This window comes from Cobetia sp. L2A1 (genome assembly GCF_009796845.1).
Classification (GTDB): domain Bacteria; phylum Pseudomonadota; class Gammaproteobacteria; order Pseudomonadales; family Halomonadaceae; genus Cobetia.
On the sequence record NZ_CP047025.1, the window covers coordinates 2,206,782 to 2,230,612 of the forward strand.

The 23,831-nt window shown below is 58.9% G+C and carries 25 protein-coding genes; 23 read left to right on the plus strand and 2 right to left on the minus strand.

Annotation, left to right across the window (positions count from 1 at the left end):
* Positions 1-10 precede the first annotated feature (10 nt).
* From GQR90_RS09535 to GQR90_RS09545, 3 genes are read left to right on the plus strand one after another with little or no spacing between them, the layout of a single operon-like run.
* A complete protein-coding gene (locus tag GQR90_RS09535; protein WP_158773904.1) occupies positions 11-1,045 on the plus strand; it encodes an ABC transporter ATP-binding protein in 1,035 nt (344 codons plus the stop codon).
* A gap of 55 nt (positions 1,046-1,100) precedes the next feature.
* Positions 1,101-2,444: an MGH1-like glycoside hydrolase domain-containing protein gene (locus GQR90_RS09540; RefSeq protein ID WP_158773905.1), complete on the plus strand. Its 1,344-nt coding sequence runs from the start codon at positions 1,101-1,103 to the stop codon at positions 2,442-2,444.
* Positions 2,444-3,703, plus strand: a complete 1,260-nt coding sequence (locus GQR90_RS09545; RefSeq protein WP_325064249.1) for an AGE family epimerase/isomerase — start codon at positions 2,444-2,446, stop codon at positions 3,701-3,703. Before GQR90_RS09540 ends, GQR90_RS09545 begins: the two co-directional genes overlap by 1 nt.
* A gap of 99 nt (positions 3,704-3,802) precedes the next feature.
* On the opposite strand, the gene GQR90_RS09550 is transcribed toward GQR90_RS09545, so the two are convergent.
* Positions 3,803-4,276 carry a GFA family protein gene (locus GQR90_RS09550; protein ID WP_158773906.1) on the minus strand — a complete coding sequence of 158 codons (474 nt, stop codon included), beginning with the start codon at positions 4,274-4,276 and terminating at the stop codon, positions 3,803-3,805.
* Positions 4,277-4,455: 179 nt separating this feature from the next.
* Here GQR90_RS09550 and GQR90_RS09555 point away from each other — a divergent pair, with 179 nt between their 5' ends.
* The 3 genes from GQR90_RS09555 to GQR90_RS09565 all read left to right on the plus strand — a co-directional run bounded on the left by GQR90_RS09555 (position 4,456) and on the right by GQR90_RS09565 (position 7,919).
* Positions 4,456-5,751 (plus strand): DUF3100 domain-containing protein, encoded by a 1,296-nt coding sequence (locus GQR90_RS09555; protein WP_158773907.1) that lies wholly within the window; start codon positions 4,456-4,458, stop codon positions 5,749-5,751.
* A gap of 112 nt (positions 5,752-5,863) precedes the next feature.
* Positions 5,864-7,024 carry a M20 aminoacylase family protein gene (locus GQR90_RS09560; protein WP_158773908.1) on the plus strand — a complete coding sequence of 387 codons (1,161 nt, stop codon included), beginning with the start codon at positions 5,864-5,866 and terminating at the stop codon, positions 7,022-7,024.
* Between the two features lie 55 nt (positions 7,025-7,079).
* Complete coding sequence (locus GQR90_RS09565; protein WP_158773909.1) at positions 7,080-7,919, plus strand: NAD(P)-dependent oxidoreductase; 840 nt, start codon at positions 7,080-7,082, stop codon at positions 7,917-7,919.
* An 8-nt stretch (positions 7,920-7,927) separates the two neighbouring features.
* Here the strand turns inward: GQR90_RS09565 and GQR90_RS09570 are convergent, their stop codons facing one another.
* Positions 7,928-8,845 (minus strand): LysR family transcriptional regulator, encoded by a 918-nt coding sequence (locus GQR90_RS09570; protein WP_158773910.1) that lies wholly within the window; start codon positions 8,843-8,845, stop codon positions 7,928-7,930.
* A 251-nt stretch (positions 8,846-9,096) separates the two neighbouring features.
* On the opposite strand from GQR90_RS09570, the gene arfB reads away from it, so the two are divergent.
* The 17 genes from arfB to GQR90_RS09655 all read left to right on the plus strand — a co-directional run bounded on the left by arfB (position 9,097) and on the right by GQR90_RS09655 (position 23,778).
* Positions 9,097-9,510 carry an alternative ribosome rescue aminoacyl-tRNA hydrolase ArfB gene (gene arfB / locus GQR90_RS09575; protein ID WP_158773911.1) on the plus strand — a complete coding sequence of 138 codons (414 nt, stop codon included), beginning with the start codon at positions 9,097-9,099 and terminating at the stop codon, positions 9,508-9,510.
* Between the two features lie 82 nt (positions 9,511-9,592).
* Positions 9,593-10,315, plus strand: a complete 723-nt coding sequence (locus tag GQR90_RS09580) for an SIMPL domain-containing protein (protein ID WP_158773912.1) — start codon at positions 9,593-9,595, stop codon at positions 10,313-10,315.
* Positions 10,316-10,370: 55 nt separating this feature from the next.
* Complete coding sequence (locus GQR90_RS09585) at positions 10,371-10,673, plus strand: winged helix-turn-helix domain-containing protein (protein WP_158773913.1); 303 nt, start codon at positions 10,371-10,373, stop codon at positions 10,671-10,673.
* Positions 10,674-10,685: 12 nt separating this feature from the next.
* Complete coding sequence (locus GQR90_RS09590; protein WP_158773914.1) at positions 10,686-10,991, plus strand: hypothetical protein; 306 nt, start codon at positions 10,686-10,688, stop codon at positions 10,989-10,991.
* Between the two features lie 762 nt (positions 10,992-11,753).
* Positions 11,754-13,208, plus strand: a complete 1,455-nt coding sequence (gene atpD / locus GQR90_RS09595) for a F0F1 ATP synthase subunit beta (protein WP_158773915.1) — start codon at positions 11,754-11,756, stop codon at positions 13,206-13,208.
* Positions 13,205-13,612 carry a F0F1 ATP synthase subunit epsilon gene (locus GQR90_RS09600; RefSeq protein WP_158773916.1) on the plus strand — a complete coding sequence of 136 codons (408 nt, stop codon included), beginning with the start codon at positions 13,205-13,207 and terminating at the stop codon, positions 13,610-13,612. The genes atpD and GQR90_RS09600 overlap by 4 nt, the downstream gene beginning before the upstream one ends.
* Complete coding sequence (locus GQR90_RS09605) at positions 13,612-13,941, plus strand: AtpZ/AtpI family protein (protein ID WP_158773917.1); 330 nt, start codon at positions 13,612-13,614, stop codon at positions 13,939-13,941. Before GQR90_RS09600 ends, GQR90_RS09605 begins: the two co-directional genes overlap by 1 nt.
* 5 nt (positions 13,942-13,946) lie before the next feature.
* The gene (locus tag GQR90_RS09610; protein ID WP_158773918.1) at positions 13,947-14,228 is read left to right on the plus strand and encodes an ATP synthase subunit I; all 282 of its coding nucleotides are present in this window, start codon (positions 13,947-13,949) and stop codon (positions 14,226-14,228) included.
* Positions 14,225-14,938 (plus strand): F0F1 ATP synthase subunit A, encoded by a 714-nt coding sequence (locus GQR90_RS09615; protein ID WP_158773919.1) that lies wholly within the window; start codon positions 14,225-14,227, stop codon positions 14,936-14,938. The genes GQR90_RS09610 and GQR90_RS09615 overlap by 4 nt, the downstream gene beginning before the upstream one ends.
* Positions 14,938-15,183 (plus strand): F0F1 ATP synthase subunit C, encoded by a 246-nt coding sequence (locus GQR90_RS09620; protein ID WP_158773920.1) that lies wholly within the window; start codon positions 14,938-14,940, stop codon positions 15,181-15,183. Before GQR90_RS09615 ends, GQR90_RS09620 begins: the two co-directional genes overlap by 1 nt.
* A 4-nt stretch (positions 15,184-15,187) precedes the next feature.
* Positions 15,188-15,943: a F0F1 ATP synthase subunit delta gene (locus GQR90_RS09625; protein ID WP_158773921.1), complete on the plus strand. Its 756-nt coding sequence runs from the start codon at positions 15,188-15,190 to the stop codon at positions 15,941-15,943.
* The gene (locus GQR90_RS09630; protein WP_158773922.1) at positions 15,933-17,456 is read left to right on the plus strand and encodes a F0F1 ATP synthase subunit alpha; all 1,524 of its coding nucleotides are present in this window, start codon (positions 15,933-15,935) and stop codon (positions 17,454-17,456) included. Before GQR90_RS09625 ends, GQR90_RS09630 begins: the two co-directional genes overlap by 11 nt.
* Positions 17,453-18,328, plus strand: a complete 876-nt coding sequence (locus GQR90_RS09635; RefSeq protein WP_158773923.1) for a F0F1 ATP synthase subunit gamma — start codon at positions 17,453-17,455, stop codon at positions 18,326-18,328. Before GQR90_RS09630 ends, GQR90_RS09635 begins: the two co-directional genes overlap by 4 nt.
* A 105-nt stretch (positions 18,329-18,433) precedes the next feature.
* On the plus strand, positions 18,434-20,236 hold the full coding sequence (locus GQR90_RS09640) for a PHA/PHB synthase family protein (protein WP_158773924.1): 1,803 nt from the start codon (positions 18,434-18,436) through the stop codon (positions 20,234-20,236).
* A gap of 92 nt (positions 20,237-20,328) precedes the next feature.
* Positions 20,329-21,102, plus strand: coding sequence for an enoyl-ACP reductase FabI (gene fabI, locus GQR90_RS09645; RefSeq protein ID WP_158773925.1), 774 nt, complete (start codon positions 20,329-20,331; stop codon positions 21,100-21,102).
* The gene (locus tag GQR90_RS09650; protein ID WP_158773926.1) at positions 21,089-22,570 is read left to right on the plus strand and encodes a bifunctional enoyl-CoA hydratase/phosphate acetyltransferase; all 1,482 of its coding nucleotides are present in this window, start codon (positions 21,089-21,091) and stop codon (positions 22,568-22,570) included. The genes fabI and GQR90_RS09650 overlap by 14 nt, the downstream gene beginning before the upstream one ends.
* Positions 22,567-23,778, plus strand: coding sequence for an acetate/propionate family kinase (locus tag GQR90_RS09655; RefSeq protein ID WP_158773927.1), 1,212 nt, complete (start codon positions 22,567-22,569; stop codon positions 23,776-23,778). The genes GQR90_RS09650 and GQR90_RS09655 overlap by 4 nt, the downstream gene beginning before the upstream one ends.
* Positions 23,779-23,831 lie beyond the last annotated feature (53 nt).

Genomic DNA, 23,831 nt, shown 5'->3' on the forward strand with positions numbered 1-23,831 from the left:
GAGTCCGACCATGTCAGCCATCCAGATCAGTGCCGTGCGCAAACAGTTCGGCAAGCAGGAAATCCTCAAGTCCATCGATCTCGAGATTCGCGACAAGGAATTCACCGTACTACTGGGACCATCTGGCTGCGGAAAATCCACCTTGCTGCGCATCATCGCGGGGCTTGAATACGAGACCAGCGGCTCGATTCGCATCGGTGACCGAGAGATCACTTCACTGGCCCCGCGCGACCGCCGTATCGCGATGGTGTTCCAGAATTACGCCGTCTTCCCACACATGACAGTGGCGGAGAACATCGCCTTCGGCCTGCGCGTGCGCAAGGACAGCGAGGCACACATTCAGCGCAAGGTGAAGGAAACCGCCGAGTTGATGCACATCGAGGACCGACTCGAGCACTACTCCGGCCAGCTCTCCGGCGGTCAGCGCCAGCGTGTTGCCGTCGCCCGCGCGCTGGCGATGGAACCGGAAGTGCTGCTGATGGATGAACCACTCTCCAACCTGGATGCGCTGCTGCGTCTCGAGATGCGCGCCGAGCTCAAGACCATCCTGTCGGCGTCCGATACCACCACCATCTACGTGACCCACGATCAGGTCGAGGCCATGAGTCTCGCCGACCGCATCGCAGTGATGAAAGGCGGTGAGATAGAACAGTACGCCCCACCGTCCGAGATCTACCACTATCCGGCCACCGAATTCGTCGGCAGCTTCATTGGCAATCCACCCATGAACTTCATCCTGCCAGACACTCGCTGGACGCAGTCCCAGCCAAACGTTCCGACATTGTCGCGAATTCATAAATGCGGTATTCGCCCCGAAGATTTTGAGGTGCGCTTTGAGCCCACCGAGCACTTTGCACCGGTCCGCGTGTTGGTCTCCGAGCTACTGGGCTCGCACAAGCAACTCACCGCGCGCTTTGGTGACGAAATGATTCGCGTGAATGTGCCAAGTGATCTCGATATCGCCAACGGCAGCGATATTCACGTCCGCCCGATGGCAGAAAAGATGCGTTTCTATGACCAGACAGGTCATCTGATGTCTGCCTGACACGCCCTGATTCATCCATGTCTGACCTTCAACCCGACGACGGAGCCCGTTGCACATGACAGCAATGCCCGATGCCCCAAGTGCCCACGACATTCTCAAGCTCAACGATCTGGGCGGTTATACCGTACCCACGCGTGGCCTCTATCCCTTCCAGTGGAACTGGGACGCCGCCATCACAGCGCTGGGCTGGATGGCCGCCGGTGATGAAGCGCGCGCCTGGCGAGAAGTGGAGCGCCTGCTGGAAGGCCAGTGGGACAACGGCATGGTGCCGCACATCATCTTTCATGGAGATGCGGAAACCTACTTCCCGGGGCCAGAAGTCTGGGGCGTACAGCGCAGCCCGTCGACCAGTGCCATCTCGCAGCCACCCGTGCTGGCCAGCGTGATGAAGATCCTGTTCGAGGAGGGTCATGATCGCGCGCTGGCCAGCGAGAAGCTCGCTGCCACCCTGCCCGCCGTGATCAATTATCACCTGTGGTTCTATCGCGAGCGTGATCCAGAAAATACCGGCCGTGTGTGCAGTTATCACCCGTGGGAGTCCGGCATGGACAACAGCCCACAGTGGGATGGCCCACTGGCTGGCGTACCACCGGTCGATGCTGAATACGTGCGCCGCGATACCGGGTTGGTCGATCCGTCCGAACGTCCGCACAAGTACGAATACGATCGTTATATCTATCTGGTGCAGTTCTTCCAGCAGAATGATCACGATGGCGAGGTGCTATATCGTGATTGCCCCTACCGCGTGGAAGATATCAGCCTGATTTCCATCCTGCATCGCGGCACGCGGGACCTGGTCGCACTGTGCGAAGCGGATGCCGCCGGCCTGGGGCTTGCCAGCACGCACGGCGAGGCGCTTTACAGCCTCAAGCAATCCCAGGCCCTCACGGAACAGGGCATTCAAGCGCTCTGGAGCGAAGAACTGGGTTGCTTCCTGAGTCATGATGCACGTGCCGATGTCCTACTGGAGCATGTCACTACGGCGGGCATGCTGCCGTTATTCGCAGGACTGCCAAACGCGATACAGGCCGAACGCATGGGGACGCTGGTCGCAGACTGGTTGGCCGAGGCCCCTTACGGGTTGGCCTCAACCCATCCACAAAGCACGCGTTTCGAGCCGAAGCGGTATTGGCGCGGGCCGAGTTGGCTACACATCAACTGGATGCTGGCGATCGGTTTTGAAGACCATGGGCTCATTCAGGAGGCTGCGCAGATCAAGCAGGCCAGCAAGGATTGCATCGCGGTCGCAGGTTACTACGAGTACTTCAACTCGGTGACGGGTGAAGGCTGTGGCGGGCGCGATTTCTCATGGACGGCCGCGATGGACCTCTACTGGCTCAACCCGCTGGAGAGCTTTACAGCGAGCAAGGCTCCGCAAAGCGAAGTGGAGACCTCCTGATGGCGACGCAGCAACACGCACCTCAAAAGCCCGCGCGCCAGGAGTGCCAGGAAGCTCCGACCATGCCTGAAAGCTTTGCCAGCCGGACTTTCCTGGACGAGCACATCCGTTCGATCATGGCCTTTTATCTTCCACGCGCGATAGATCATCAACGTGGTGGATACTTCCAGGCCTATAAGGATGACGGCACTGTCTATGCTCCAGCAGCACGCCATCTCGTCAGCAGTACGCGCATGATCTTCAACTTCGCGATGGAATATCTGCGTACTGGTGACGCTTCGTGTCTGTACGCCACACACCACGGCATTCGCTATCTGCGCGAGGTGCATCTCAACCCGCAGACCGGAGGCTATCTTTGGTCACTGGATGAAAATGGCAATGCGGATCACGCCAACCAATGCTATGGCCTGGCCTTTGTCATGCTCGCCTATGCGACGGCCCATCGCGCGGGGGTTGAGGAGGCGCGCGGCTGGCTGGAGGAAACACACGCGCTGATGGAGCGTCACTTCTGGTCAGAGACAGAGGGCTTGTATGCCGACGAGGCCAGTGCCGATTGGCAGACAGTCTCCGACTACCGTGGCCAGAATGCCAACATGCATGCCTGTGAAGCCATGCTGGCCGCCTTCGAGGCTACCGGTGACGAGCACTACCTGAACCGGGCCATGCAGTTGGCCAGCAATATCTGTCAGCGCCAAGCGGCTCATGCAGATGGCTTGATCTGGGAGCACTATGATCGCGATTGGAACATCGACTGGGACTATAACCGTGAGGACCCCAAGCACCTCTATCGTCCCTGGGGCTTCCAGCCGGGCCACCTGACTGAATGGGCCAAGCTGCTGCTGATGCTCAAGCGTCATCGCAATGACGACTGGCTGGTGCCGACCGCACAGCGCCTGTTCGATACCGCGATGGGTCTCGCCTGGGATAGCGAACGCGGCGGCCTCTATTACGGCTTTGCGCCGGACGGCACCATCTGTGATGACGACAAGTACTTCTGGGTTCAGGCCGAAAGCCTGGTAGCCGCGGCACTGTTGTATGAGGCCACCGGCGATGACAGTTATGTCACATGGTATAACCGTCTATGGCAATACGCCTGGGCACATCTGATCGACCATCGACACGGCGGCTGGTATCGGATACTGGATGCTGACAATCAGCGCTTTGATGACCTCAAGAGCTCTCCGGGTGCGAAGTGCGATTACCACAGTCTCGGTGCCTGCCATGAGGTGTTGCGCTGCCAGCGCATCCTGAAGCCCTGACGGACCTGGCCGCTCTTAACACATGCATTACCCAAAAGCCCCACCGCCTTCAGTAAAGACAGTGGGGCTTTTCATGCCAATGGCTCATTCTTCGCTGGTCTAGTCTTCTTCTAGCATGAGCCGTCCATGCCAGTCACTGATACTTTCCTCGGGATATTGCGCAAAGCACTGATCATTCTCATGTATGTCAGGCGTGACCCAATCAGCCTTACTGTCGAGCATGATATGCACGTGCTCTGGTGCACGCGGTAACGGCGTATCAATGGCGCTGGCATAAAGGTGCACTAGCACTGGCCAGCGACTATCGAAGACCCAGAGTGAAGTCCCGCATTCACGGCAGAAATGTCGCTCTCCTATCGCCGGCTGCCCCTCGATCAGGGGGTGATATATCCCCTTGTGCTCATCACCCTCCACCTGAAGGCTTTCCGCCTCACCGCTGATATTGATGGCGTAACCGCCGCCGCCATTCAACTTTCGACAGATGGAGCAATAACAGCGCTGATAGGGATACTGATGAGGTGATTCAAAACTAAAACTCACTGCACGACAGTGGCACGCGCCTTCCAGAAACATATCGCCTCCCGGCATTGGTCATCATCTAGTGCCATCAGTCGCCTGAGCTCATTTTTAGAACACCATCCCTGTTTCTTTAGTGCGCCGCTCCTGACAATACTGAATTGCCGCCGTCGGCACGAGCAGGATGCGCGCGTCAGCTGGTGAACAAGAACATACAATAACAACCGGAGTCTCTCATGCCCCTTAACCAACTATTGGACTGGCGGCTGCACCTGCTGGTCGTGGTGCTCTCTCTCGGAGCCGAGTTCATCGGTATCCTCAAGTTCCCTATTGGCCCTGGCACTCTGTTGCTGCTGCCATTGTTCTACGCCTTCATCGCGGCAGTACTGTGTAATCCGCATCTGTTCAGTGGCACCAAGCGCTTCATTCCACCGGTGGTGAGCATGGCGGCAGGTCCGGTTATCCTGCTGTCGATCATGCCCTTCATCGCACGCTTTGGCTCGACCATCGGGCCGGCTATTGAACAGCTGATATCTGCAGGCCCCGCACTGATACTGCAGGAGCTGGGCAACCTTGGCACCATGTTGATCGCGATGCCTTTCGCGGTCATCGTGCTAAAGATGGGCCGTGAGGCCATCGGTGCCACCTACTCCATCGCGCGTGAACCAAACATCGCGATCATCTCCGACAAATATGGCCTCAAGGGACCGGAAGGTGTCGGCGTGATGGGGGTCTATGTTGTCGGTACCATGTTCGGCACGCTGTGGTTTGCGCTGATGGCGGGATACCTGACCTCGTTGGATATCTTTGATCCTCGCGCACTGGCCATGGCCTGCGGCGTTGGGAGTGGCAGCATGGTCGCGGCCTGTTCCGGCGCGATTGCCGGCGCCTTGCCGGAGATGGGTGAAGAGCTGCTGGCCTTTGCCGGTGCCAGTAACCTGCTGACCTATGCGACAGGCCTTTATGTATCGCTGTTCATTGCATTGCCTGTTGCCGAGCGTCTGTTCAAATTCTTCAGTGCCAAGCGCGGTATCGCGCCAGATGCATTGGCCGAAGAAGACGCCAAGGTGGCCAAGGACGCGATGGTGGACGAGCGCCCGGAGCAGCAGTTGGGCAAGACGGCCATTGTCGTCGCGGTCGTCTGTGTCGTGGGCTGGGTGGTCAATACCATCAACGGCGCCGGCCTGATCGAGGCAGCACCCGGCATGTTGATCCTCTACGTGATGACGATGCTGGGTCTGCTGGTGGCTCGCATCATGCCCTTCTATCTGCCGGCCATCGCCTGGGTCTCTCTGGTCAGTATCCTGATGACACTGCCGTGGTTCCCGGGCAACGGTTGGATCACCGAGCAACTTTCCTTCGTCAACTTCCTTGCCATTGTCACACCAGTACTGGCCTATGCAGGCCTGGCGCTCAGCAAGCGCGAGTTCACGATGTTCCGCCAGGCAGGTTGGAAGCTGATCATCATCTCGCTGCTGGTCTTCACCGGCACCTACATCGGCTCTGCTGCCATCGCGCAGTGGCTGCTGTAAAGAGCAGCTGCTGTCACGACACCTCATGATGCGTAGAAGGTTCGCGCGGACTGATGCCTGAGTCACACGTTCTGCCGGCGTCGTCGGGCGCCGGTATCAACAGGATTTCACCATGCAACTACCTGAGATCATCGACGACGCCCTCCTGCGTAGCTGGCGTCATGAATTCCATCGCCATCCTGAAACCGCCTTTGAAGAGCACCGTACCTCAGCACGCGTCGCCGAGATACTGCGGGCGGCAGGTCTTGAGGTCACGACAGGGCTTGCAGAGACTGGCGTGATCGCCGTGCTGGATGGCAATCAGGGACCAGGCCGGACCATCGGACTGCGCGCTGACATGGATGCGTTGGATGTCACCGAATCCAACACGGTGGACCACTGCTCAAGCATCCCCGGCAAGATGCACGCCTGTGGCCACGATGGCCATACCACCATGTTGCTGGGCGCCGCGTGCCAGCTGGCGCGCCAACCAGATTTCGCGGGTCGCGTGGTATTCGTGTTCCAGCCCGCTGAAGAGAATGAAGGCGGTGGGCGCCGCATGGTAGAGGAGGGTCTCTTCGAGCAGTTCCCGATGGACGCCATCTATGGCCTGCACAACTGGCCGGGGCTGGCGTTGGGTGAGGCAGCGGTACATGAAGAGGCCGTCATGGCCGCCTTTGATGTCTTCACGCTGACCTTGAGTGGCCATGGCTGTCACGCCGCCATGCCTCATCTGGGCAAGGACACCATTCTGGCGGCCTGTCAGCTGGTCACGCAGCTGCAGGGCTTGGTCAGTCGCGAGACGCCTGCTCACAAGACGGCCATCTTGAGCGTAACCCAGTTCCACGCAGGCGATGCCTTCAATGTCATGCCTGAACATGTTGAGCTGCGTGGAACGCTGCGCTGCTTTGACCCGGAACTGCGCGCGTACCTCCAGCAGCGTTTCCAGCAAGCTGTCGAGGCGACCGCCAGCTTCCATGGCCTCAAGGTCAACTTCGATTACCAGCCCCGCTACCCCGCCACACTCAATGCGCCAGGCCATGCCGAACGCTGCGCCAGTGTACTGGAGCAACTGCCAGGGATGCGCAAGGTGCACCGTGATCTGCCGCCCTCCATGGCCTCAGAAGATTTCGCCTATCTGTTGCAGGAGTGCCCGGGGGCCTATATCTGGCTGGGCAATGGCGAAGACAGTGCATCACTGCACAACCCGCATTACGACTTCAATGACGCCGCGATCCCGCTGGGTGTGAGTTACTGGACATCACTTATCCGCCAGCTGCTCGCAGCAACCTGACCATGACGATGGTGCCCTGATGAGGCCCAGATGACTCCAATGAGAGAAACGCGGCATGAAGATTAGCGTAATCGGTTCGGGATCACTGGGAACTCATGTCACCGAGGCTCTCCAGAGAGCGAGCTTTGATGTGGTGACGCAAGACATTGCATGCGCGCTACCCGACCGCGATGTCTATCTGCTGGCGTTATCAACCTCGCAGCAGATACAGAAGGTATTATCAGGCCATGCGGGGCTGCTGCGCCTGGCCCCCGTAGGCAGTGTCATCATTGATATGTCGAGCGGTGATGTGAACATCAGCCGTGAGCTGGCCGTCCAGACACGTCTGGCCGGCCACTACTGGTTGGAAGCACCGGTCAGCCATAACCCCGCCGATAGTGCGGCGGGAGACCTGACGTTGTTGGTCGGCAGTGATGCCGCGACGCTAGAACGCATGGCACCCATGCTGGAGGCCATCTGCACACGCTTTCAGCATGTTGGCGATGCGGGCTGTGGTCACGCCGTCGTACTGGCCAATGACTACCTCCACGCTGCTCACCTCATCACGACGGCAGAGGCGGTCGCGATGACGTATCGCGCTGGCGTTGCTCCCGAGGCCTGCATCCAGGGCATCAATGTCGGCGCGGGGCGCAGTGTGGTCAGCGAGGTCAATTTCCCACGCTGGGTGCTCCCGGGGCGCTATGACTCTGAGTTCACGACAGGGACGATGCGGCGCGATTTGCGACTGGCACGTGGCTTTGTCGCCACACAGAATCTGCCAGAAGGGCTCATGAAGGCCGTCTTTGAACGCTGGCAACCGCCAGAGCAGTGCCCAGCGGATGACGATGACCTGAATCGTATCTGCGATCGCTGGCTCAGAGATGTGCCAACACCGCCCTCATCGACATCGCGCTGACCCTGCAGTCAAGCGTCAGGACAGCGGAAGGAGGTAATCCAACACTCAAGGTGACGCAGTAATTGCAAGCTGGCGCGCGGCATACGCCGTCCGACCCGCGTGATGATATGCGCGCGGGCCTCGCGGAAAGTGGAGTATTCCACGCCGCGCGCCACCAGCACTCCCTCACTCAATTCACGGGCTGCCGCAAAGGCCGGTAACAGCGTGATGCACAGATGCGAGCGCGCGGCCTGCTTGAGTACTTCCATCGAATTGGTCTGCACTACCGTCTGCGGACGCACACCGGCATCATTGAAGCCGTCATCCATCAACTGGCGCACCCCATGTCCCGGCCCCCATAGCGCCAAGGGATGAGCCGCGACCTCCTCCAGCGTCAAGGCATGGTGCCCCCCCGCCAGCGGATGCTCTGGTGACATCAGCGCTACCAACGGCTGAGGACTCGAATGCCAGAAGCGTAGCTGTGGATGCACTCGCTCGTGGTACATCAGGCCAATATCTGCCTCATCCTCGACGACCGAGTCGATGATGCACTGCATGCTGCCGGTATCGACCTTCAGCTTGATGCCCGGATATTGCTCACGAAAGGCACGTAGCGGTGTATTGATGAGGTCACCGACAAACCCTTCGCCAATGATGAGTCGAATCTCGCCCGTCTCAAGACGCTGATAAGCATCGAGCTGCTCGCCAAAGGCTTGATCCAGCTTCTCCCGCTGTTGGATATAATCCAGCAACATCTCACCCACGGGAGTGGGCTGAACGCCATCACGCGTGCGCTCAACGAGAGGTGCCGCGAGCGCCTCCTCAATCAGGCTGATCTGACGACTGACAGCCGAGGGTGCGATATCAAGACGCGCGGCGGCGCGACGAATCGAGCCGGCAGCGACGGTCACCTGGAAGTAGACCAGGCGCTGATGCGGAATATCCATGGGATAGGTCTTGTGAGTGGCCGCGCGGATTCGCGGAGAAATCGACGGGACATCGCGGCAGATGATAAAGGCACGACGAAGTGGAATGAAGATTATCAGATTCCAGCACTGATAAGGCGCTGTTCTGAAGACACGCGCTGAATGCGGTAGAATGAAGCTTTATCTTTCGACTGTTGTCTTCAAGACCGTGCTCTTCAACGTCATATTTCATTGGAACACGGCGTGCAGTCCCAACGACAAGGAGACCCACCATGCTGACACTTTCCAGCTCGGTGACACTGGCCGATTGGGAGATTGACCTGACCCAGATTCGTGCCCAGGGCAATGGCGGCCAGAACGTCAACAAGGTGGCATCTGCCGTCCACCTTCGCTTTGATGTGCAACGCTCTACCCTGCCGGCCTTTTATAAAGAACGCCTGATGCAGCTATCGGATCAGCGCATCAGCAAGGACGGTATCATCATTCTCAAGGCGCAGAGCCACCGCACCCTTGAGCACAACAAGGAAGATGCGCTGGCACGTCTGAAGGCGCTGATTCTGGAGGCCGTCAAGGTGAAGAAAGCGCGTCGTGCCACGCGCCCCAGTAAAGGGGCGAAGCGTCGACGTGTCGATAGCAAGACGCGCAAGGGCAAGATCAAGTCCATGCGCGGTAAAGTCGAGGATTGAAGCCTGTCACTCAACAGGACTTGGCTGCCTGGCCCCCGGGACTGCCTCACGCTCACCCTGTTTCTTTCAAGGATGAAACTCGATGAATCTTACTCGCAGCTCACTCGTGCTACCGGCATTTGTCGTTGGCGGTCTGCTGGCCGTAGGCCTGGTCTGGAGCGGCAGTTACCTCAAGGACGCCGCGCAGGTATGGGAATCCTCCAGCCGTGTCGTCACCGTCAAGGGGCTGGCCGAGCGCGAGGTCAAGGCTAACCTGGCCCTATGGCCACTCCACTTCAGCGTCAATGCCAATGAACTGGTTGGCCTGCACGAAGCACTGGCCAGTGATGAGCAGAAAATCCGGGCCTTCCTCACCACCCAAGGCTTCCCCACGGATCAGATCAGCGTGACATCACCGCAGGTCACGGACCTCTATGCCAACAGCTATAACGCCCAGCGCCCGGATGAGCGCTATCGTGCAGAGGCTACCGTACTGGTTCGCTCGCCCAAGGTTGACCTGGTCAAGGCCAGCGCCTCGAAAACCGGCGAGCTGGTGCGCGAAGGCATCCTGCTCTCGGCTGATTATGCCTATCGCACCGAATTCCTCTTTACGGGGCTCGAAGCCATCAAGCCTGACATGATCGCCGTGGCCACCGCCGATGCTCGACGTGCCGCGCAGCAGTTCGCCAAGGATTCCGGTAGCAGCGTCGGCCATATCAAGCATGCCAGTCAGGGCTATTTCTCGATCTCTGATCTCGACAGTTACACTCCCGACATCAAGCAGGTCAGAGTGGTCACCACGATTGACTACACCCTGAAAAACTGACGATTACTGTCTACCAGCACTCATCATCTACCTTCTTCGCATCACCGGAGCCTGCATGCCTGATACCGTCTTGAGCAAGACCCAGACAAGCTTTTATCGCCGCCTGTTCGTGGCCCACCTGATTGCGCATGATATTGCCACTGTGCCCGATATCATCGAAGCGACCGGCATGCCGCGGCGCACTGCTCAGGACACCATCACTGCACTGGCAGAACTGGATATCGTCTGTCGGTTCGAGCATGACGAAGGTCAGCGTCATAACATCGGCCACTATGCCATTCGCGACTGGGGTCCTATCAACCCACAGTGGGTAGCCGACAACGCCAGCCGCCTACAGCGTGCACTGGGTTATGCCTGAGGTCGCGGCTTGATGACGGCTGAAATAGTCAATAGTGCCCTGCAGCATGGCATGATCGCACTTGTCATCCAGCTCGTGTTGTGGCCGTTGTTCGGGCTCTGGTCTGCGGGTGGCATCGCCGTTGCGTTATTTCTCGGGCGTGAAATTGCCCAGCATGAATACAAGGGTGGCGGCCCTAAAACCGTCAGCTGGGATTACGGATTGCTACATCACTGGAATCTGGACTCTTGCCTGGATGTCGCTCTACCGCTGCTGTTCTGCCTTACTCTGGCACTCGCGGTGTGGGCGGCACGCTACGGGCATGCACGTCGTCACTAATACGGCGTCAGTGCCTTGCTGGCCAGAGATACCTGTGTACTTCAGGACTGCCCCTGCCGTCATATTCATACTCACATCAACCATCAACATTCACCCATATTCGATGCGGCTGACGGAAAACATGAGGCCCTGGTACAAAAGTATTTCATTATTGACTCAAGCGCCTGCAACGTCAGAGCAGCTCGCTCATCTAGCGCTATCTCCGCGTGTTCGCGTGTTCGCGTGTTCGCGTGTTGTATTGGTGCATTATGTTATCGTCGTAGTGCGTGCATTGAATACACACAGGCACCACTTATTGATGCAAATCAAGATAACGTCACAAGGGTAACCATAACGGATGAATTAACGCTGCAAGCTGACGCCTGACGTGGTAAAACACTTGAAGTTCCCAGTCATGAGGACATGCCCTCATCGCACTGATACCACGGCAGAGAGCAATATCGCGTCATCATGTCGCATGTTACATTATTATGAGTTTCATTCATCAATCACGCTCTTCTTGATATCTCTATGATCAACAATATTTATTGTCATTCATTGAATATCATTTTTATCACTGGCTATCCACATGCACATTAGTATTCTTACATGTGAATTAGTATCTTTTGATCTTTACACTAATATGACCAATATCCACTGCAATCAAGACAACAATGGTCAACAACATTCTAGACGTTGAATTCATAGAATAAGTGCAGCACTTCATTTTACGCAGCCGGACTCCCCACGTCTCCGAGGTACAGTAAAAGAGGTCAAGTGGATATGCGTGCGTACCCGTCGAACTCCGTCACTCCGTCTTCTGGTACCGTCAAAGCCGTCAGAGGGGCTGTCGTCGATGTCGTTTTCACCGAATCTGATCTCCCGCCTCTCAATTCTGCCCTTGTCGTGGAGTGGGACAAGCCAACGCCTCTCATCCTCGAAGTACACAGTCATCTGACTATCAATACGCTGCGGGCCGTGGCATTTCAGTCTACGGCGGGACTCGCACGCGGCGTGACAGTTCGCGCCACGGGTAGCCCTGTCACGGTTCCCGTGGGGGATGCGGTGCTCGGGCGGCTGCTGGATGTCGTGGGCGACCCGAAGGATAACGGCCCAGCACTGCCTCAAGACACACCACGTCGGCCCATTCACGCGCTGGCACCCCTGCTGAAATCCCAGATCAGCACCACCGACATGTTCGAGACGGGCATCAAGGTGATTGACCTGCTGACGCCAATGGCACAGGGGGGAAAGGCAGCGATGTTTGGCGGTGCTGGAGTCGGCAAGACAGTCCTGGTGATGGAACTGATTCGTGCCATGGTCGAGAAATACGAAGGTATTTCAGTGTTCGCCGGCATTGGGGAAAGGTCACGCGAGGGCCACGAGTTACTGACCGAAATGCGGGACTCCGGCGTCATCGAGCGTACCGTGCTGGTCTATGGCCAGATGAACGAACCGCCCGGCGCACGCTGGCGAGCCCCTCTGACAGCCCTGACGATCTCGGAGTACTTTCGCGATCAGCAGCACCGCAATGTACTGCTGCTGATGGATAACGTATTCCGCTTCGTGCAGGCCGGCGCAGAGGTCTCAAGCCTGCTGGGTCGCCTCCCCTCACGCGTGGGCTACCAACCGACACTTGCCAGTGAGGTTGCAGGCCTGCAAGAACGCATCGCATCGGTGGCGGGCTCTGCAGTCACCGCCATTCAGGCGGTGTACGTACCCGCCGATGACTTTACCGATCCCGCTGTCACGACGATCTCCAGTCATATGGATTGCGTCATCATGCTGTCGCGTGCGAAAGCCGCCGAAGGCTTCTATCCCGCCATCGATCCACTGGGCTCATCCTCAATGTTGCTAGACCCGCTTGTCGTGGGCGAAGCGCATTACCAAACGGCGGACGCCGTGCGTCAGACACTGGCGCGCTTCCAGGAACTGGCCGACATCATCTCTCTGCTCGGGGTGGAAGAGCTTGGCGTCGCAGACCGGCAGATCGTCAAGCGTGCGCGCCGATTACAGCGCTTCCTCACCCAGCCCTTCATGGTCACCGAGGCCTTTACCGGCACACCCGGCGCTAGCGTACCGCTCACCGACACACTGGCGGGTTGCCGCGCCATCCTGGCGGGCGAAACCGACGACTGGTCGGAAAGCTCTCTTTATATGGTTGGCACGCTGGAAGATGCACGACAAAAGGAAGCTCATGGAAAAGCCTCCGACACTTCTGTTACGGCGGCACCATGAGATTAACGATCGTGACGCCTCTATTGATGGTAGTGGATGAAGAGATCGACAGCCTTCGCGCCGAGGATGCCAGCGGCAGTTTCGGCATTCTGTCTGGTCACACCGCCTTTCTGACAGCACTGGTGATCTCTGTCGTCAGCTGGCGCAAGGCTGAGACACACCAGTTCTGCGCCGTACGCGGCGGCGTGCTGAGCGTTATCGACGGCAACATCGCCATCGCGACACGTGAGGCTGTCATTGGCCAGAACCTTGCCACTCTTGATGACGAGGTATTGGCTCGCTTCCGCGCCGACAGCGACGTCGAGCGCACTGAGCATACCGAGAGCGTGCGTCTCCAATTGAATGCCCTGCGTCATATGATCAGCCGGCTTCAACCCCGGGCAAATTCAGGAGAGTTCCGGTGATGTCATCTCCACCGCATAAACCGCCGATTGATCTAGAGAAAGCACTAGAGAAGGATGCGCCAGACCAGGATCCGCTAGTTCACGAAATACGCCGTCGCCGCGATCGCCACGATCGATGGCTACGTGAGGGAGGCATGTCAGTTGGCCGTCGGCTTGCGCAGATTGGTGTGCTGGGGTGGATCTTCGTCATTCCAACCCTGGGCGGGCTATTTCTCGGGCGATGGCTCGATGCGCGCATGGCGACAGAGATCTTCTGGAGTGCCCCCATGATGGCATTGGGGCTATGTGTCGGCGGTTGGACCGCATGGAAATGGATGAACGCGCGATGAAGGACATGACTGACTTGTCACTAGCGGTAGTGCTGCCGCTCTGTTTGCTGAGTGGCATTATTCTCGGCTATCTCTATTTTTGTGCGCTACGCCACACAGCGGATCTGATCGTCAATCAGGGACATCCCCTACTGAGTATCGCCTTGACTCTAGGGCGTTTGGCAGTGCTGGCAGGGGGCTTCTTTCTGGCAGTACAGGCAGGTGCCGCTGCACTTCTGACAACGCTGGCAGGGGTACTCATCGCCAAGGCGCTATTGCTCTATCAGACACGGAGGATCGACGCATGAACTCTCCGCTCGAATCAGTTGCCCTTTTTCATCTCGGACCAGTGCCTATCACGCAGGCCATTATCACGACCTGGGTGATCATGGCCGTCATGGTGATAGGCGCCTACCTCCTGACCCGTCAGCTCGCGCTACTCCCCGGCAAACGGCAGGCTGCGCTGGAACTCATGGTCGCGACGCTCGACCGTCAGATACGTGAGACGACAGGGGCGGAACCCACGCCTTATCGTGACTTCATCGGCACACTTTTCCTCTTCATCCTCATCGCCAACTGGTCTTCATTGGTACCAGGAGTCGAGCCGCCCACTGCACAACTGGAGACTGATGCCGCTCTTGCTGTTCTGGTCTTCCTGTCAGTGATCTGGTTCGGCGTCCGCGGTGCCGGGATAGGTGGCTACCTCAAATCCTTCGCTGCGCCCAACGTGGTGATGATCCCCCTGAATATGCTGGAAAGCGTGACCCGTACCTTTTCAATGTTCGTCCGCCTGTTCGGCAACGTGATGAGCGGGGTGTTCGTCATCGGCATCGTCGCCTCACTGGCAGGGCTTCTCATTCCAATCCCGCTCATGGCACTCGATCTACTGACCGGTCTGGTCCAGGCCTATATCTTTGCGATTCTGGCGATGGTCTTCATTACCTCCACGGTAGAGGACGGCCAGCCCAGACCCACTGACGCCGAACCGGCAACGCTCCCGACACAAAAGGATTCCTGATGGACTACCTCTCCCTCGCCAGCATCATCTGCGCAGCTTTCGCCGTCGCTTTCGGTGCTCTCGGCCCTGCCCTTGCAGAGGGACGAGCCGTGGCCGCCGCAATGGATGCCATCGCACGCCAACCTGAGGCCGCGAGCACCATCTCGCGCACACTATTTGTTGGCCTCGCGATGATTGAAACGACCGCAATCTACTGTCTGGTGATTGCGCTACTGCTGCTCTTTGCCAACCCACTGCTGGCGTAACCCGATGACAATCGACTTCTGGGGACTGGGGCTACAGGCGATCAATGTACTGATCCTTGTCTGGCTGCTTTCGCGCGTCTTCTGGCGGCCAGTTGCCGAGGCCATTGACCGAAGGCGGCATACCGCGAGAGCGACACTCGACGCAGCCAATACGACACACGCAAAAGCCGATGCCACGTTGGCCGAAGTCAATGAGGCCCGCTCCGGTATTGAAGCCGAACGCACCGCCATCCTGGCCGGGGCCGCGACACAAGCACAGGCGGACGCGAAAGCCCTGCTCGCCGACGCGCAGGGCCAGGCCGACCTGCTGCTGGCGAGCGCTCAGACATCCATCGCGCGTGATACCGAGACGGCGCGCAAGGACAACGTGGCACAGGCCTCTTCTCTGGCGGTGGATATTGCTGCCAGGCTATTGGGGCGACTGAACAGCCCCTTGGTGCAGACCGCCTTCCGTGCCCTGCTGATCGAGACCATCACCGACATGTCGCCCTCTGAACGTGCGGCACTGGTTGCCTCTCCAGCCGGCATCGAAATCGTCACCACTGATACCCTGGCGGCGGAAGACAAACAGAGCATCCAGACAGCGATTATCTCCGCCCTCGGAGGAACGCCCGAACTGACATTCGTTACTGACCCCGACTTGATTGCCGGTGTGGAACTGCGCAGCGCGCATTTCATTCTTCACAACAGCTGGCGAGCGGGTCTCACCACCCTTCTGAAAGAGATGGCAGGCCTGAAGGAGGTGAGGAATGTCGTCTGAGACGCCGGCATGGCTGCTTACGGCGCAGGAAGTCCTGCGCAAGACACCCCTGGGCCCACGAGCTGAACACCGTGGTCGCGTCGAGGAAATCGGTGACGGCGTGGCAATGATCTCGGGACTTCGCGATGTAGGGCTTGACGAGGTGTTGCGCTTTCAAGGCGGGCAGATCGGATTCGCCCAGGTGCTAGATTCTGACCTGATCGGCTGCGTGCTGCTGGACGCTGCGACTGACGTTGAGGCCGGCGACGCAGTGTATGGGTCTGGCGAGATCGTTGAGGTACCCGTTGGCGAGGCGCTGCTGGGACGGGTCGTCGATCCGTTGGGCCGCCCACTTGATGACAAGGGGGCCATCGAGACAAATCAACGATTGCCTATCGAACGTCCGGCCCCTTCCATCATCGAGCGCGATCTTGTGTCCGAACCGGTACAGACCGGCATCGTGGCGGTGGACACGCTGTTCGCGCTTGGCCGTGGCCAACGCGAGCTGATCGTCGGCGACCACTCCACCGGCAAGACAACACTCGCCATCGATGCCCTGATCGCGCAGCGCAACAGTGACATGATCTGTATCTATGTCGCGGTCGGACAGAAGACCTCCAGTGTGCGGCGCGCCATCGACGCGCTCAAGACACATGGTGATTTCGCCCGCTGCATCGTACTGGTGGCGGGCTCCGCTTCGGCCCCCGGACTGCAATGGATCGCGCCCTATGCAGGGATGACGATGGCGGAGTATTTCCGCGACAAGGGTCAGCACGCCATGATCGTCATCGACGACCTTTCCAAACATGCCGCCACCCACCGGGAAATCGCGCTGCTGACCCGACAATCGCCAGGACGCGAGGCCTATCCGGGCGATGTCTTCTATATCCACGCACGACTGCTGGAACGGGCAGCCAAGCTGTCAAAGGCATTCGGCGGTGGCTCCCTGACGGCACTGCCGATTGCCGAGACGGATTCAGGCAACTTGTCCGCCTATATCCCAACCAATCTCATCTCAATCACTGACGGTCAGATCGTACTGGATGCCACCTTGTTCCATCAGGGCCAGAAACCCGCGGTGGACGTGGGCCTGAGCGTCAGCCGTGTGGGGGGCAAGACGCAAGCGCCCGGATTGCGCGCGGCGGCAGGCACACTGCGACTCGACTATGCCCAGTTTCTCGAGCTGGAAGTTTTCACCCGTTTTGGTGGCATGCCGGAAGGCCGAGTCCGCGATCAACTCAAGCGCGGTGAACGGATACGCGCGCTCTTGCGCCAGCCCCAGCATACCCCCTTCCGCCTGGCTGACGAAATTGCGCTGATGCTGGCCTTGCAGGAGGGTATCTTCGACACCTTGTCGATGGCGGCAATGGCAACATTCTGTGCTGCCCTGCCCACAACCCTGGACCGAGAGGCTGCCGGGGTAGTGCAATCGATCACCGCTACCGGCGAGATGGACGTAGACGCAAGAACATCATTGCTGGCCACCATGACTCGCCTGGCAACGCATCCGAGCGACGTGGAGCCTGCGACATGACCGAGCGATTAGCGGATATCAGCGCTCGAATTGAGGGTATGCACCAACTGAGCGCCGTCGTGAATGCGATAAAGGGAATCGCCGCGGCCCGAGCCCGGGCCGCACGAGCCCAGGTCGAGGCCGTCGATCGCTATACGGCGATGATTTCCAATGCAATGGCGTGCTCTCTTGGCAGCGTGAACACTGATATCACACAACACCCCTCTCCCCAAGAAGCAAGCACGGCAACGGCATCAGGCAACACTGGCTTACTGCTATTTCTCGCTGAACAAGGGTTTGCCGGCGCGTTCAGCGAACGAGTGCTGGACAGCGTCGGTGATGTACTGGCATCGGTGCCCTTGTTAGTCATCGGCACCCGCGGCCTCTCGATCACCGCGACGCGCGGCCTTACCCCGCTCTGGTCCGCGTCGATGCCGTCCCATTCGCTCGGCATACCCACGCTGGCCGATGACATTACCCACGTCATCTACGCTGCGTTGAGCAATGGTGACATCGATCGACTGGAGATCGTTCACGCCCGCTGGTCATCCGGACAGCCGCAGGTCGAGCGACGGCTCCTGCTACCGATTGAGCCGCAGGATATCGTAGCGCCTGACCATGGTACGACCGGCGATAGCCCGCTGATGCAGCTCCCTCGCGACACGCTGCTCGCAAGCCTCGGTCAGGATTATGTGCATGCACGCATCTGCAAGGCGGCGCTACATGCTTTCGCTGCCGAGAACGAAGCACGCATGGAGGCCATGTCCTCTGCTGCGAATCAAATCGAGAGCGAGCTCGAAGATTTCAAGGCCAAGCTACGCCAGGTACGACAAGAATCAATCACCGCCGAAATCATCGAATTGGGCACTGGCGCGGCCGCCGGTAATCCGTGAGATGGTCTGTCAGAGAAGCTGATGGAGATCAGGCTCTGACGTTCGTGCCAAGCCTATGATGCGGCAAGTGATAGAGCGCCTGCTCTACACATCCAAGGAGGCTTCATGCTGAATCCATCCAGCGATCCAACAGCGACCATCAAGTCCCTGCCCGACCATTCCAAGCGCGCCAGCATCCCACCATCGTCAGAAAAGGCGACGCCCGGGGGCGAGACAACCCTTTATGAGGCAATCGATCGCATCGTTCACGCAGGGGTTGCCAACTCCACGCTGGGGCTGGCGCCGTCAGTGCTTGGTGAGGCCTGGATGGACTGGGCACTACACCTGGCCATTTCCCCGGGCAAGCAACTCAAACTGATGGAATCAGCCCTCAGAGGGAACATGGCGGTCTGGAATACGGCTCTTGGTATCGGCGCGAGCGATGATGCTCAGGACAGGAGGTTTGCCGACGATGCCTGGCAGGTGCTGCCCTTCAATGTCTGGTCACAGGCACACCGTCAGACCTGGCAATGGTGGCAAGACGCCATGACACAGGTTCATGGCGTGACACCAGAACACGAAAACCTGATGGCCTTCGTGACAAGTCTGGTCGTCGACACCACCGCTCCCTCAAACTTCCCGGCAACGAATCCCGAGGTGATGTCAGCGACCGTGAGCGAAAAGGGCCAGAACCTGGTAAGGGGCGCACAGCATTTATTGGAAGACCTGAAACGCATGGGCGAATCAGCGAAGACGGCAACACCGCCTCCCCCCGAGGTAGGACATACCTTGGCAGTCACGCCCGGCAAGGTCATCTTCCGCAATGAACTGATCGAACTCATCCAGTACACGCCGACCACAGGTACCGTGCATCCCGAGCCGATACTGATCGTGCCGGCCTGGATCATGAAGTACTACATTCTCGATCTTTCGCCCGGAAACTCATTCGTCCGTTTTCTGGTGGGACAGGGGTACAGCGTATTCATGTTGTCCTGGACCAATCCTGGCGCCGATAAGCGCAACCTCGGCATGGATGACTACCGCCGACTGGGCATCATGGACGCCATCGATGCCATACAGGCCATTACCCAGGCACCCAAGCTGCACGCGGTCGGCTATTGTCTTGGCGGTACGCTGCTGGCAATCGCCGCGGCGGCGATGAGCCGTGATGGAGATGATCGCCTTGCCTCGGTCAGCCTTTTGGCCGCGCAGGTCGACTTCACCGAGGCCGGTGAACTGCGCCTCTTCATCAGCGACTCACAGGTCACGCTGATCGAGGACATGATGGCAGACAAGGGCTACCTCTCTTCCGACCAGATGGCCGGCACCTTCGCCCTGCTACGTGCACGTGATCTGATCTGGACGCCGGCAGTGAAGCACTACCTGCTGGGACAACGCAGTCAATCCTTCGACCTGATGATCTGGAATTCGGATGCCACCCGCATGCCAGCGCGCATGCACTCGGAATACCTGCGTCGCTTGTTCCTGAATAACGACCTCGCCGAGGGCCACTATCACGTAGGTGACAAGGCGATCAGCATCTCGGATATTCGCGCACCGATCTTTGCGGTCGGTACCGAGGACGACCACGTCGCCCCCTGGCATTCGGTCTACAAGCTTCACTTGTTCGTCGATGTCGACATGACCTTCGTGCTCACCAGCGGGGGGCACAATGCGGGCATCGTCTCTGAGCCTGGCCATCAACATCGTCACTTCCGTATCGCCGATACCGCGGCGAATGCAGCCTTCCGAGACCCTGACGAATGGCTTGCCAGCGTGACGCCGCAGGACGGCTCATGGTGGCAAGCCTTTGCGAGCTGGCTCGATGGGCACTCCGGCGCACCTGTCTCCCCGCCACCGATGGGGGTATCGACAGGACGTTACGTTGCCCTGTGCGACGCCCCCGGCAGCTATGTCTTGCAAACCTGATGTCTTGCAAACCTGATGTCTTGCAAACCTAATGTCCTGCAAATCTGGTGTCGTGAAGGCCTGATGCCAGCCCACATGAGTGAGGCAATCTGATGGACCCAGAAACACATCTCCAAGGAAAGGTAGCGCTGATCGTCGGCGTGGCAAATTCTCATTCCATCGCTAGCGGCTGCGCGCGTGCCTTTGCCGCAGCAGGTGTCGAAATGGCACTGACCTATCTCAATGACAAGGCCCACCCCTATGTCCAACCGGTGGCGGAAGAGGTAGGTGCCACCCTTCTCCTACCCTTGGATGTAGAAGTCGAAGGTGAGATGGAAGCCGTCTTCGCAGCCATAAAGGCACGCTGGGGCCGACTCGACATTCTCGTGCATTCCATCGCCTACTGCCCGGCGGAGGATCTCCATGGTCGGGTCGTCGATTGCTCACGTGAAGGATTTTCCCGCGCGATGGACATCTCGGTGCATTCATTGATCCGCATGGCACGTCTGGCAGAGCCACTGATGAACGAGGGCGGCACCATTCTGACGATGAGCTATTACGGCGGCGAAAAGGTGGTGGACCACTACAACATCATGGGGCCGGTAAAAGCCGCACTGGAAGGTACCGTCCGCTCGCTGGCAGTAGAACTCGGCCCCTGCCAGATTCGCGTCAATGCTCTCTCCCCCGGCCCTCTCAAGACACGCGCGGGCTCTGGTATTTCACACTTCGATGAGTTGATCGATGCCGCGAGACAGCGCACGCCAGAAAAGTCTCTCGTCAGCATCGAGGAGGTCGGCAAGGTGGCCGCGATGTACGCAAGCGATGCCGCACGTCTCATCTCGGGCGAAACGATCCATATCGACGGAGGTCTGCATGTCCGAGCATAACGTTGGCACCCAAGAAAAAAACGCAGCTGAACGACTGGCGTCTAAAACGTCGGCACATCCGGTGGCGCAGGAAAGCCTGCAGTACATCGAGAACCGCATCTATGACGATATCGCCATCGGAGACAGCGCTGAGATTTGCCGCACGCTGAAGCCGGAGGATATTCAGCTGTTTGCCGTGATGTCCGGCGACGTCAACCCCGCGCACGTCGATGAAGAGTTTGCCAGCACCGACATGTTTCATGGTGTGATCGCACATGGCATGTGGGGCGGCGCGCTGATCTCGGCAGTGCTGGGGACTGAGCTACCCGGGCCGGGCACCATCTTTCTCGACCAGACACTCAAGTTCAAGGCACCCGTCCGTGTAGGCGACACGATCACCGTACGCATCAAGGTCACGGAGAAGCTCCCGAAGGGCAGGCTGGTACTGGCCTGCAGCTGCATCAACCAGCATGACAAGACCGTGATCAAAGGCGAGGCACGTGTCATCGCACCCGACAGGAAGATTCGCCGCCCACGCGTCGTGCTGCCAGAGGTGCATCTCCACGTGCAGGGGGCGCAATATGCCCGCCTGATCGCCGCGACTCGTGAATTACCCGCCATTGCCACCGCAGTGGTACATCCCTGTGATGCCCTGTCACTCACCGGCGCGCTGGAAGCCGCACGACGCGAGATCATCGTGCCCATCCTGATCGGCCCGCGACAGAAGATAGAAGCCGCCGCCGTGGCCGCCGAGCTATCTCTTGATGGCATTGACATCATCGATGTCCCTCACAGTCATGCCGCCGCGGCAGCGGCAGTGGCACTGGTGCGCTCCGGCAAGGCCGGTGCCTTGATGAAGGGGTCTCTGCATACCGATGAATTGATGGAGGCCGTGGTCGATAGCACCCTGGGACTCAAGACCGAACGCCGCATCAGCCATGTCTATGCGCTGGATGTCCCCACCTATCCCAAGCCCTTGCTGGTGACGGACGCCGCCATCAACATCTACCCGTCACTCAACGACAAGCGCGATATCGTTCAGAACGCCATTGATCTCATGCAGGCACTGGGAGTGGACTTGCCCAAGGTCGCGTTGCTCTCGGCCGTGGAGACGGTCAATCCGCATATCACCTCTACGCTTGATGCTGCTGCGCTGTGCAAGATGGCGGACCGCGGCCAGATCACGGGGGGATTGATCGACGGTCCACTGGCCTTCGACAACGCCATCTCGGCCAAGGCCGCTGCCGAGAAAGGCATTCACTCCAGTGTCGCCGGCGACGCCGACATCCTGGTGGCACCGGATCTGGAAGCCGCCAACATGATCGCCAAACAGCTGATCTATCTGGCAGGAGCGGACGCCGCCGGCATCGTGCTGGGCGCACGTGTGCCGATCATTCTCACCAGCCGTGCCGATAGCCTGTTGGCCCGCCTTGCTTCCTGTGCGCTGGCGCAGCTTTATCTCAGCCATCACGCGGAACCCACGCCATGACAGATGCCACCCTGGTACTGAATGCCGGCTCTTCCAGCCTCAAGTTCGCCGTCTATTCCTGCGAACCCGACGGGCCACATGTCAGGCTACGCGGCAAGGTCGCCGGCATCGGTACACATCCTGTCTTCTCGGCGCGCAATGCCCACGGCCAGCCATTGCCATCCCAAGACCTGATGCTCGTCAGCACGGAAGCGGACCACGATGCGCTTATTCCGGCGCTACTGACATGGCTGGAGCGTCATGAAGACGGCCTCACAATCACCTGTGCAGGGCATCGCGTCGTGCATGGTGGTCGTCTTCGCGGGGGGCCCGCACAGGTGACACCTGCACTGCTCGATGAGCTGGAAGCACTCATCCCACTGGCACCGCTCCATCAACCGCATAATCTGGCGGCCATTCGCTGTCTTGCTGCCACCGCGCCACATCTGACGCAGATTGCCTGTTTCGATACCAGCTTCCACCGCACGCAAGATTGGCTGGCACAACACTTCGCCCTGCCTCGCGCACTGACGGAATCCGGTGTACTGCGCTATGGCTTTCACGGCCTCTCGTATCAGTACATCGCACGTCAGCTTCCCCGGTATACCGGCGTGCATGCCGAAGGACGAGTCATCGCCGCGCACCTCGGCAACGGCGCGAGTCTATGTGCCATGCGTGAGCGAAAGAGTGTCGCGACCAGTATGGGATTTACCGCGCTTGAGGGGCTGATGATGGGGCAACGCTGCGGATCATTGGACCCGGGCGTCGTGCTGTATCTGATGGACACGCTGAAGATGACGACAGATGACGTCAGCCATCTCCTCTATGAAAAATCAGGACTTCTTGGAGTGTCGGGGATCAGCAACGACATGGCAGAGCTTGAGGCGCACCCCGCGCCAGAAGCACACGAGGCGATTGCCCTTTTCTGCTATCGCGCTGCCTGCGACATGACAGCCCTCGCGACCTCTCTCGGCGGACTCGACAGCATCGTGTTCACTGCAGGTATCGGCGAGAACTCGGCACTGGTACGTCGTCTCATCGTCGAGCGTCTTGGGTGGCTAGGCGCTGAACTCGATACCGACGCCAACGCCCGCAATGCCAGCTGTATCAGTACCACCACCTCACGTATCAGCCTCTACATCATCCCGACTGATGAAGAAGTCATCATTGCGCAAGAGGTGCACGACATGATGCAGCACTCGCCGCTGGGCGCTATCAGTAACGCTTGACGAAGCGACATGACGACGATGGCCCCGTTTCCAGAAGAAACGGGGCCATCGTC

Excerpts from the sequence above, each read along its gene's own strand:
- GQR90_RS09565 (WP_158773909.1), top strand. The coding sequence starts at position 7,080 with ATGAAGATTAGCGTAATCGGTTCGGGATCACTGGGAACTCATGTCACC.
- GQR90_RS09620 (WP_158773920.1), top strand. The coding sequence starts at position 14,938 with ATGGACTACCTCTCCCTCGCCAGCATCATCTGCGCAGCTTTCGCCGTC.
- atpD (WP_158773915.1), top strand. The coding sequence starts at position 11,754 with ATGCGTGCGTACCCGTCGAACTCCGTCACTCCGTCTTCTGGTACCGTC.
- GQR90_RS09540 (WP_158773905.1), top strand. The coding sequence starts at position 1,101 with ATGACAGCAATGCCCGATGCCCCAAGTGCCCACGACATTCTCAAGCTC.
- GQR90_RS09585 (WP_158773913.1), top strand. The coding sequence starts at position 10,371 with ATGCCTGATACCGTCTTGAGCAAGACCCAGACAAGCTTTTATCGCCGC.
- GQR90_RS09630 (WP_158773922.1), top strand. The coding sequence starts at position 15,933 with ATGTCGTCTGAGACGCCGGCATGGCTGCTTACGGCGCAGGAAGTCCTG.
- GQR90_RS09650 (WP_158773926.1), top strand. The coding sequence starts at position 21,089 with ATGTCCGAGCATAACGTTGGCACCCAAGAAAAAAACGCAGCTGAACGA.
- GQR90_RS09555 (WP_158773907.1), top strand. The coding sequence starts at position 4,456 with ATGCCCCTTAACCAACTATTGGACTGGCGGCTGCACCTGCTGGTCGTG.
- GQR90_RS09590 (WP_158773914.1), top strand. The coding sequence starts at position 10,686 with ATGACGGCTGAAATAGTCAATAGTGCCCTGCAGCATGGCATGATCGCA.
- GQR90_RS09545 (WP_325064249.1), top strand. The coding sequence starts at position 2,444 with ATGGCGACGCAGCAACACGCACCTCAAAAGCCCGCGCGCCAGGAGTGC.
- GQR90_RS09610 (WP_158773918.1), top strand. The coding sequence starts at position 13,947 with ATGACTGACTTGTCACTAGCGGTAGTGCTGCCGCTCTGTTTGCTGAGT.
- GQR90_RS09550 (WP_158773906.1), bottom strand. The coding sequence starts at position 4,276 with ATGTTTCTGGAAGGCGCGTGCCACTGTCGTGCAGTGAGTTTTAGTTTT.
- GQR90_RS09535 (WP_158773904.1), top strand. The coding sequence starts at position 11 with ATGTCAGCCATCCAGATCAGTGCCGTGCGCAAACAGTTCGGCAAGCAG.
- GQR90_RS09655 (WP_158773927.1), top strand. The coding sequence starts at position 22,567 with ATGACAGATGCCACCCTGGTACTGAATGCCGGCTCTTCCAGCCTCAAG.
- GQR90_RS09625 (WP_158773921.1), top strand. The coding sequence starts at position 15,188 with ATGACAATCGACTTCTGGGGACTGGGGCTACAGGCGATCAATGTACTG.
- GQR90_RS09605 (WP_158773917.1), top strand. The coding sequence starts at position 13,612 with ATGTCATCTCCACCGCATAAACCGCCGATTGATCTAGAGAAAGCACTA.
- arfB (WP_158773911.1), top strand. The coding sequence starts at position 9,097 with ATGCTGACACTTTCCAGCTCGGTGACACTGGCCGATTGGGAGATTGAC.
- GQR90_RS09640 (WP_158773924.1), top strand. The coding sequence starts at position 18,434 with ATGCTGAATCCATCCAGCGATCCAACAGCGACCATCAAGTCCCTGCCC.
- GQR90_RS09635 (WP_158773923.1), top strand. The coding sequence starts at position 17,453 with ATGACCGAGCGATTAGCGGATATCAGCGCTCGAATTGAGGGTATGCAC.
- fabI (WP_158773925.1), top strand. The coding sequence starts at position 20,329 with ATGGACCCAGAAACACATCTCCAAGGAAAGGTAGCGCTGATCGTCGGC.
- GQR90_RS09600 (WP_158773916.1), top strand. The coding sequence starts at position 13,205 with ATGAGATTAACGATCGTGACGCCTCTATTGATGGTAGTGGATGAAGAG.
- GQR90_RS09580 (WP_158773912.1), top strand. The coding sequence starts at position 9,593 with ATGAATCTTACTCGCAGCTCACTCGTGCTACCGGCATTTGTCGTTGGC.
- GQR90_RS09570 (WP_158773910.1), bottom strand. The coding sequence starts at position 8,845 with ATGGATATTCCGCATCAGCGCCTGGTCTACTTCCAGGTGACCGTCGCT.
- GQR90_RS09615 (WP_158773919.1), top strand. The coding sequence starts at position 14,225 with ATGAACTCTCCGCTCGAATCAGTTGCCCTTTTTCATCTCGGACCAGTG.
- GQR90_RS09560 (WP_158773908.1), top strand. The coding sequence starts at position 5,864 with ATGCAACTACCTGAGATCATCGACGACGCCCTCCTGCGTAGCTGGCGT.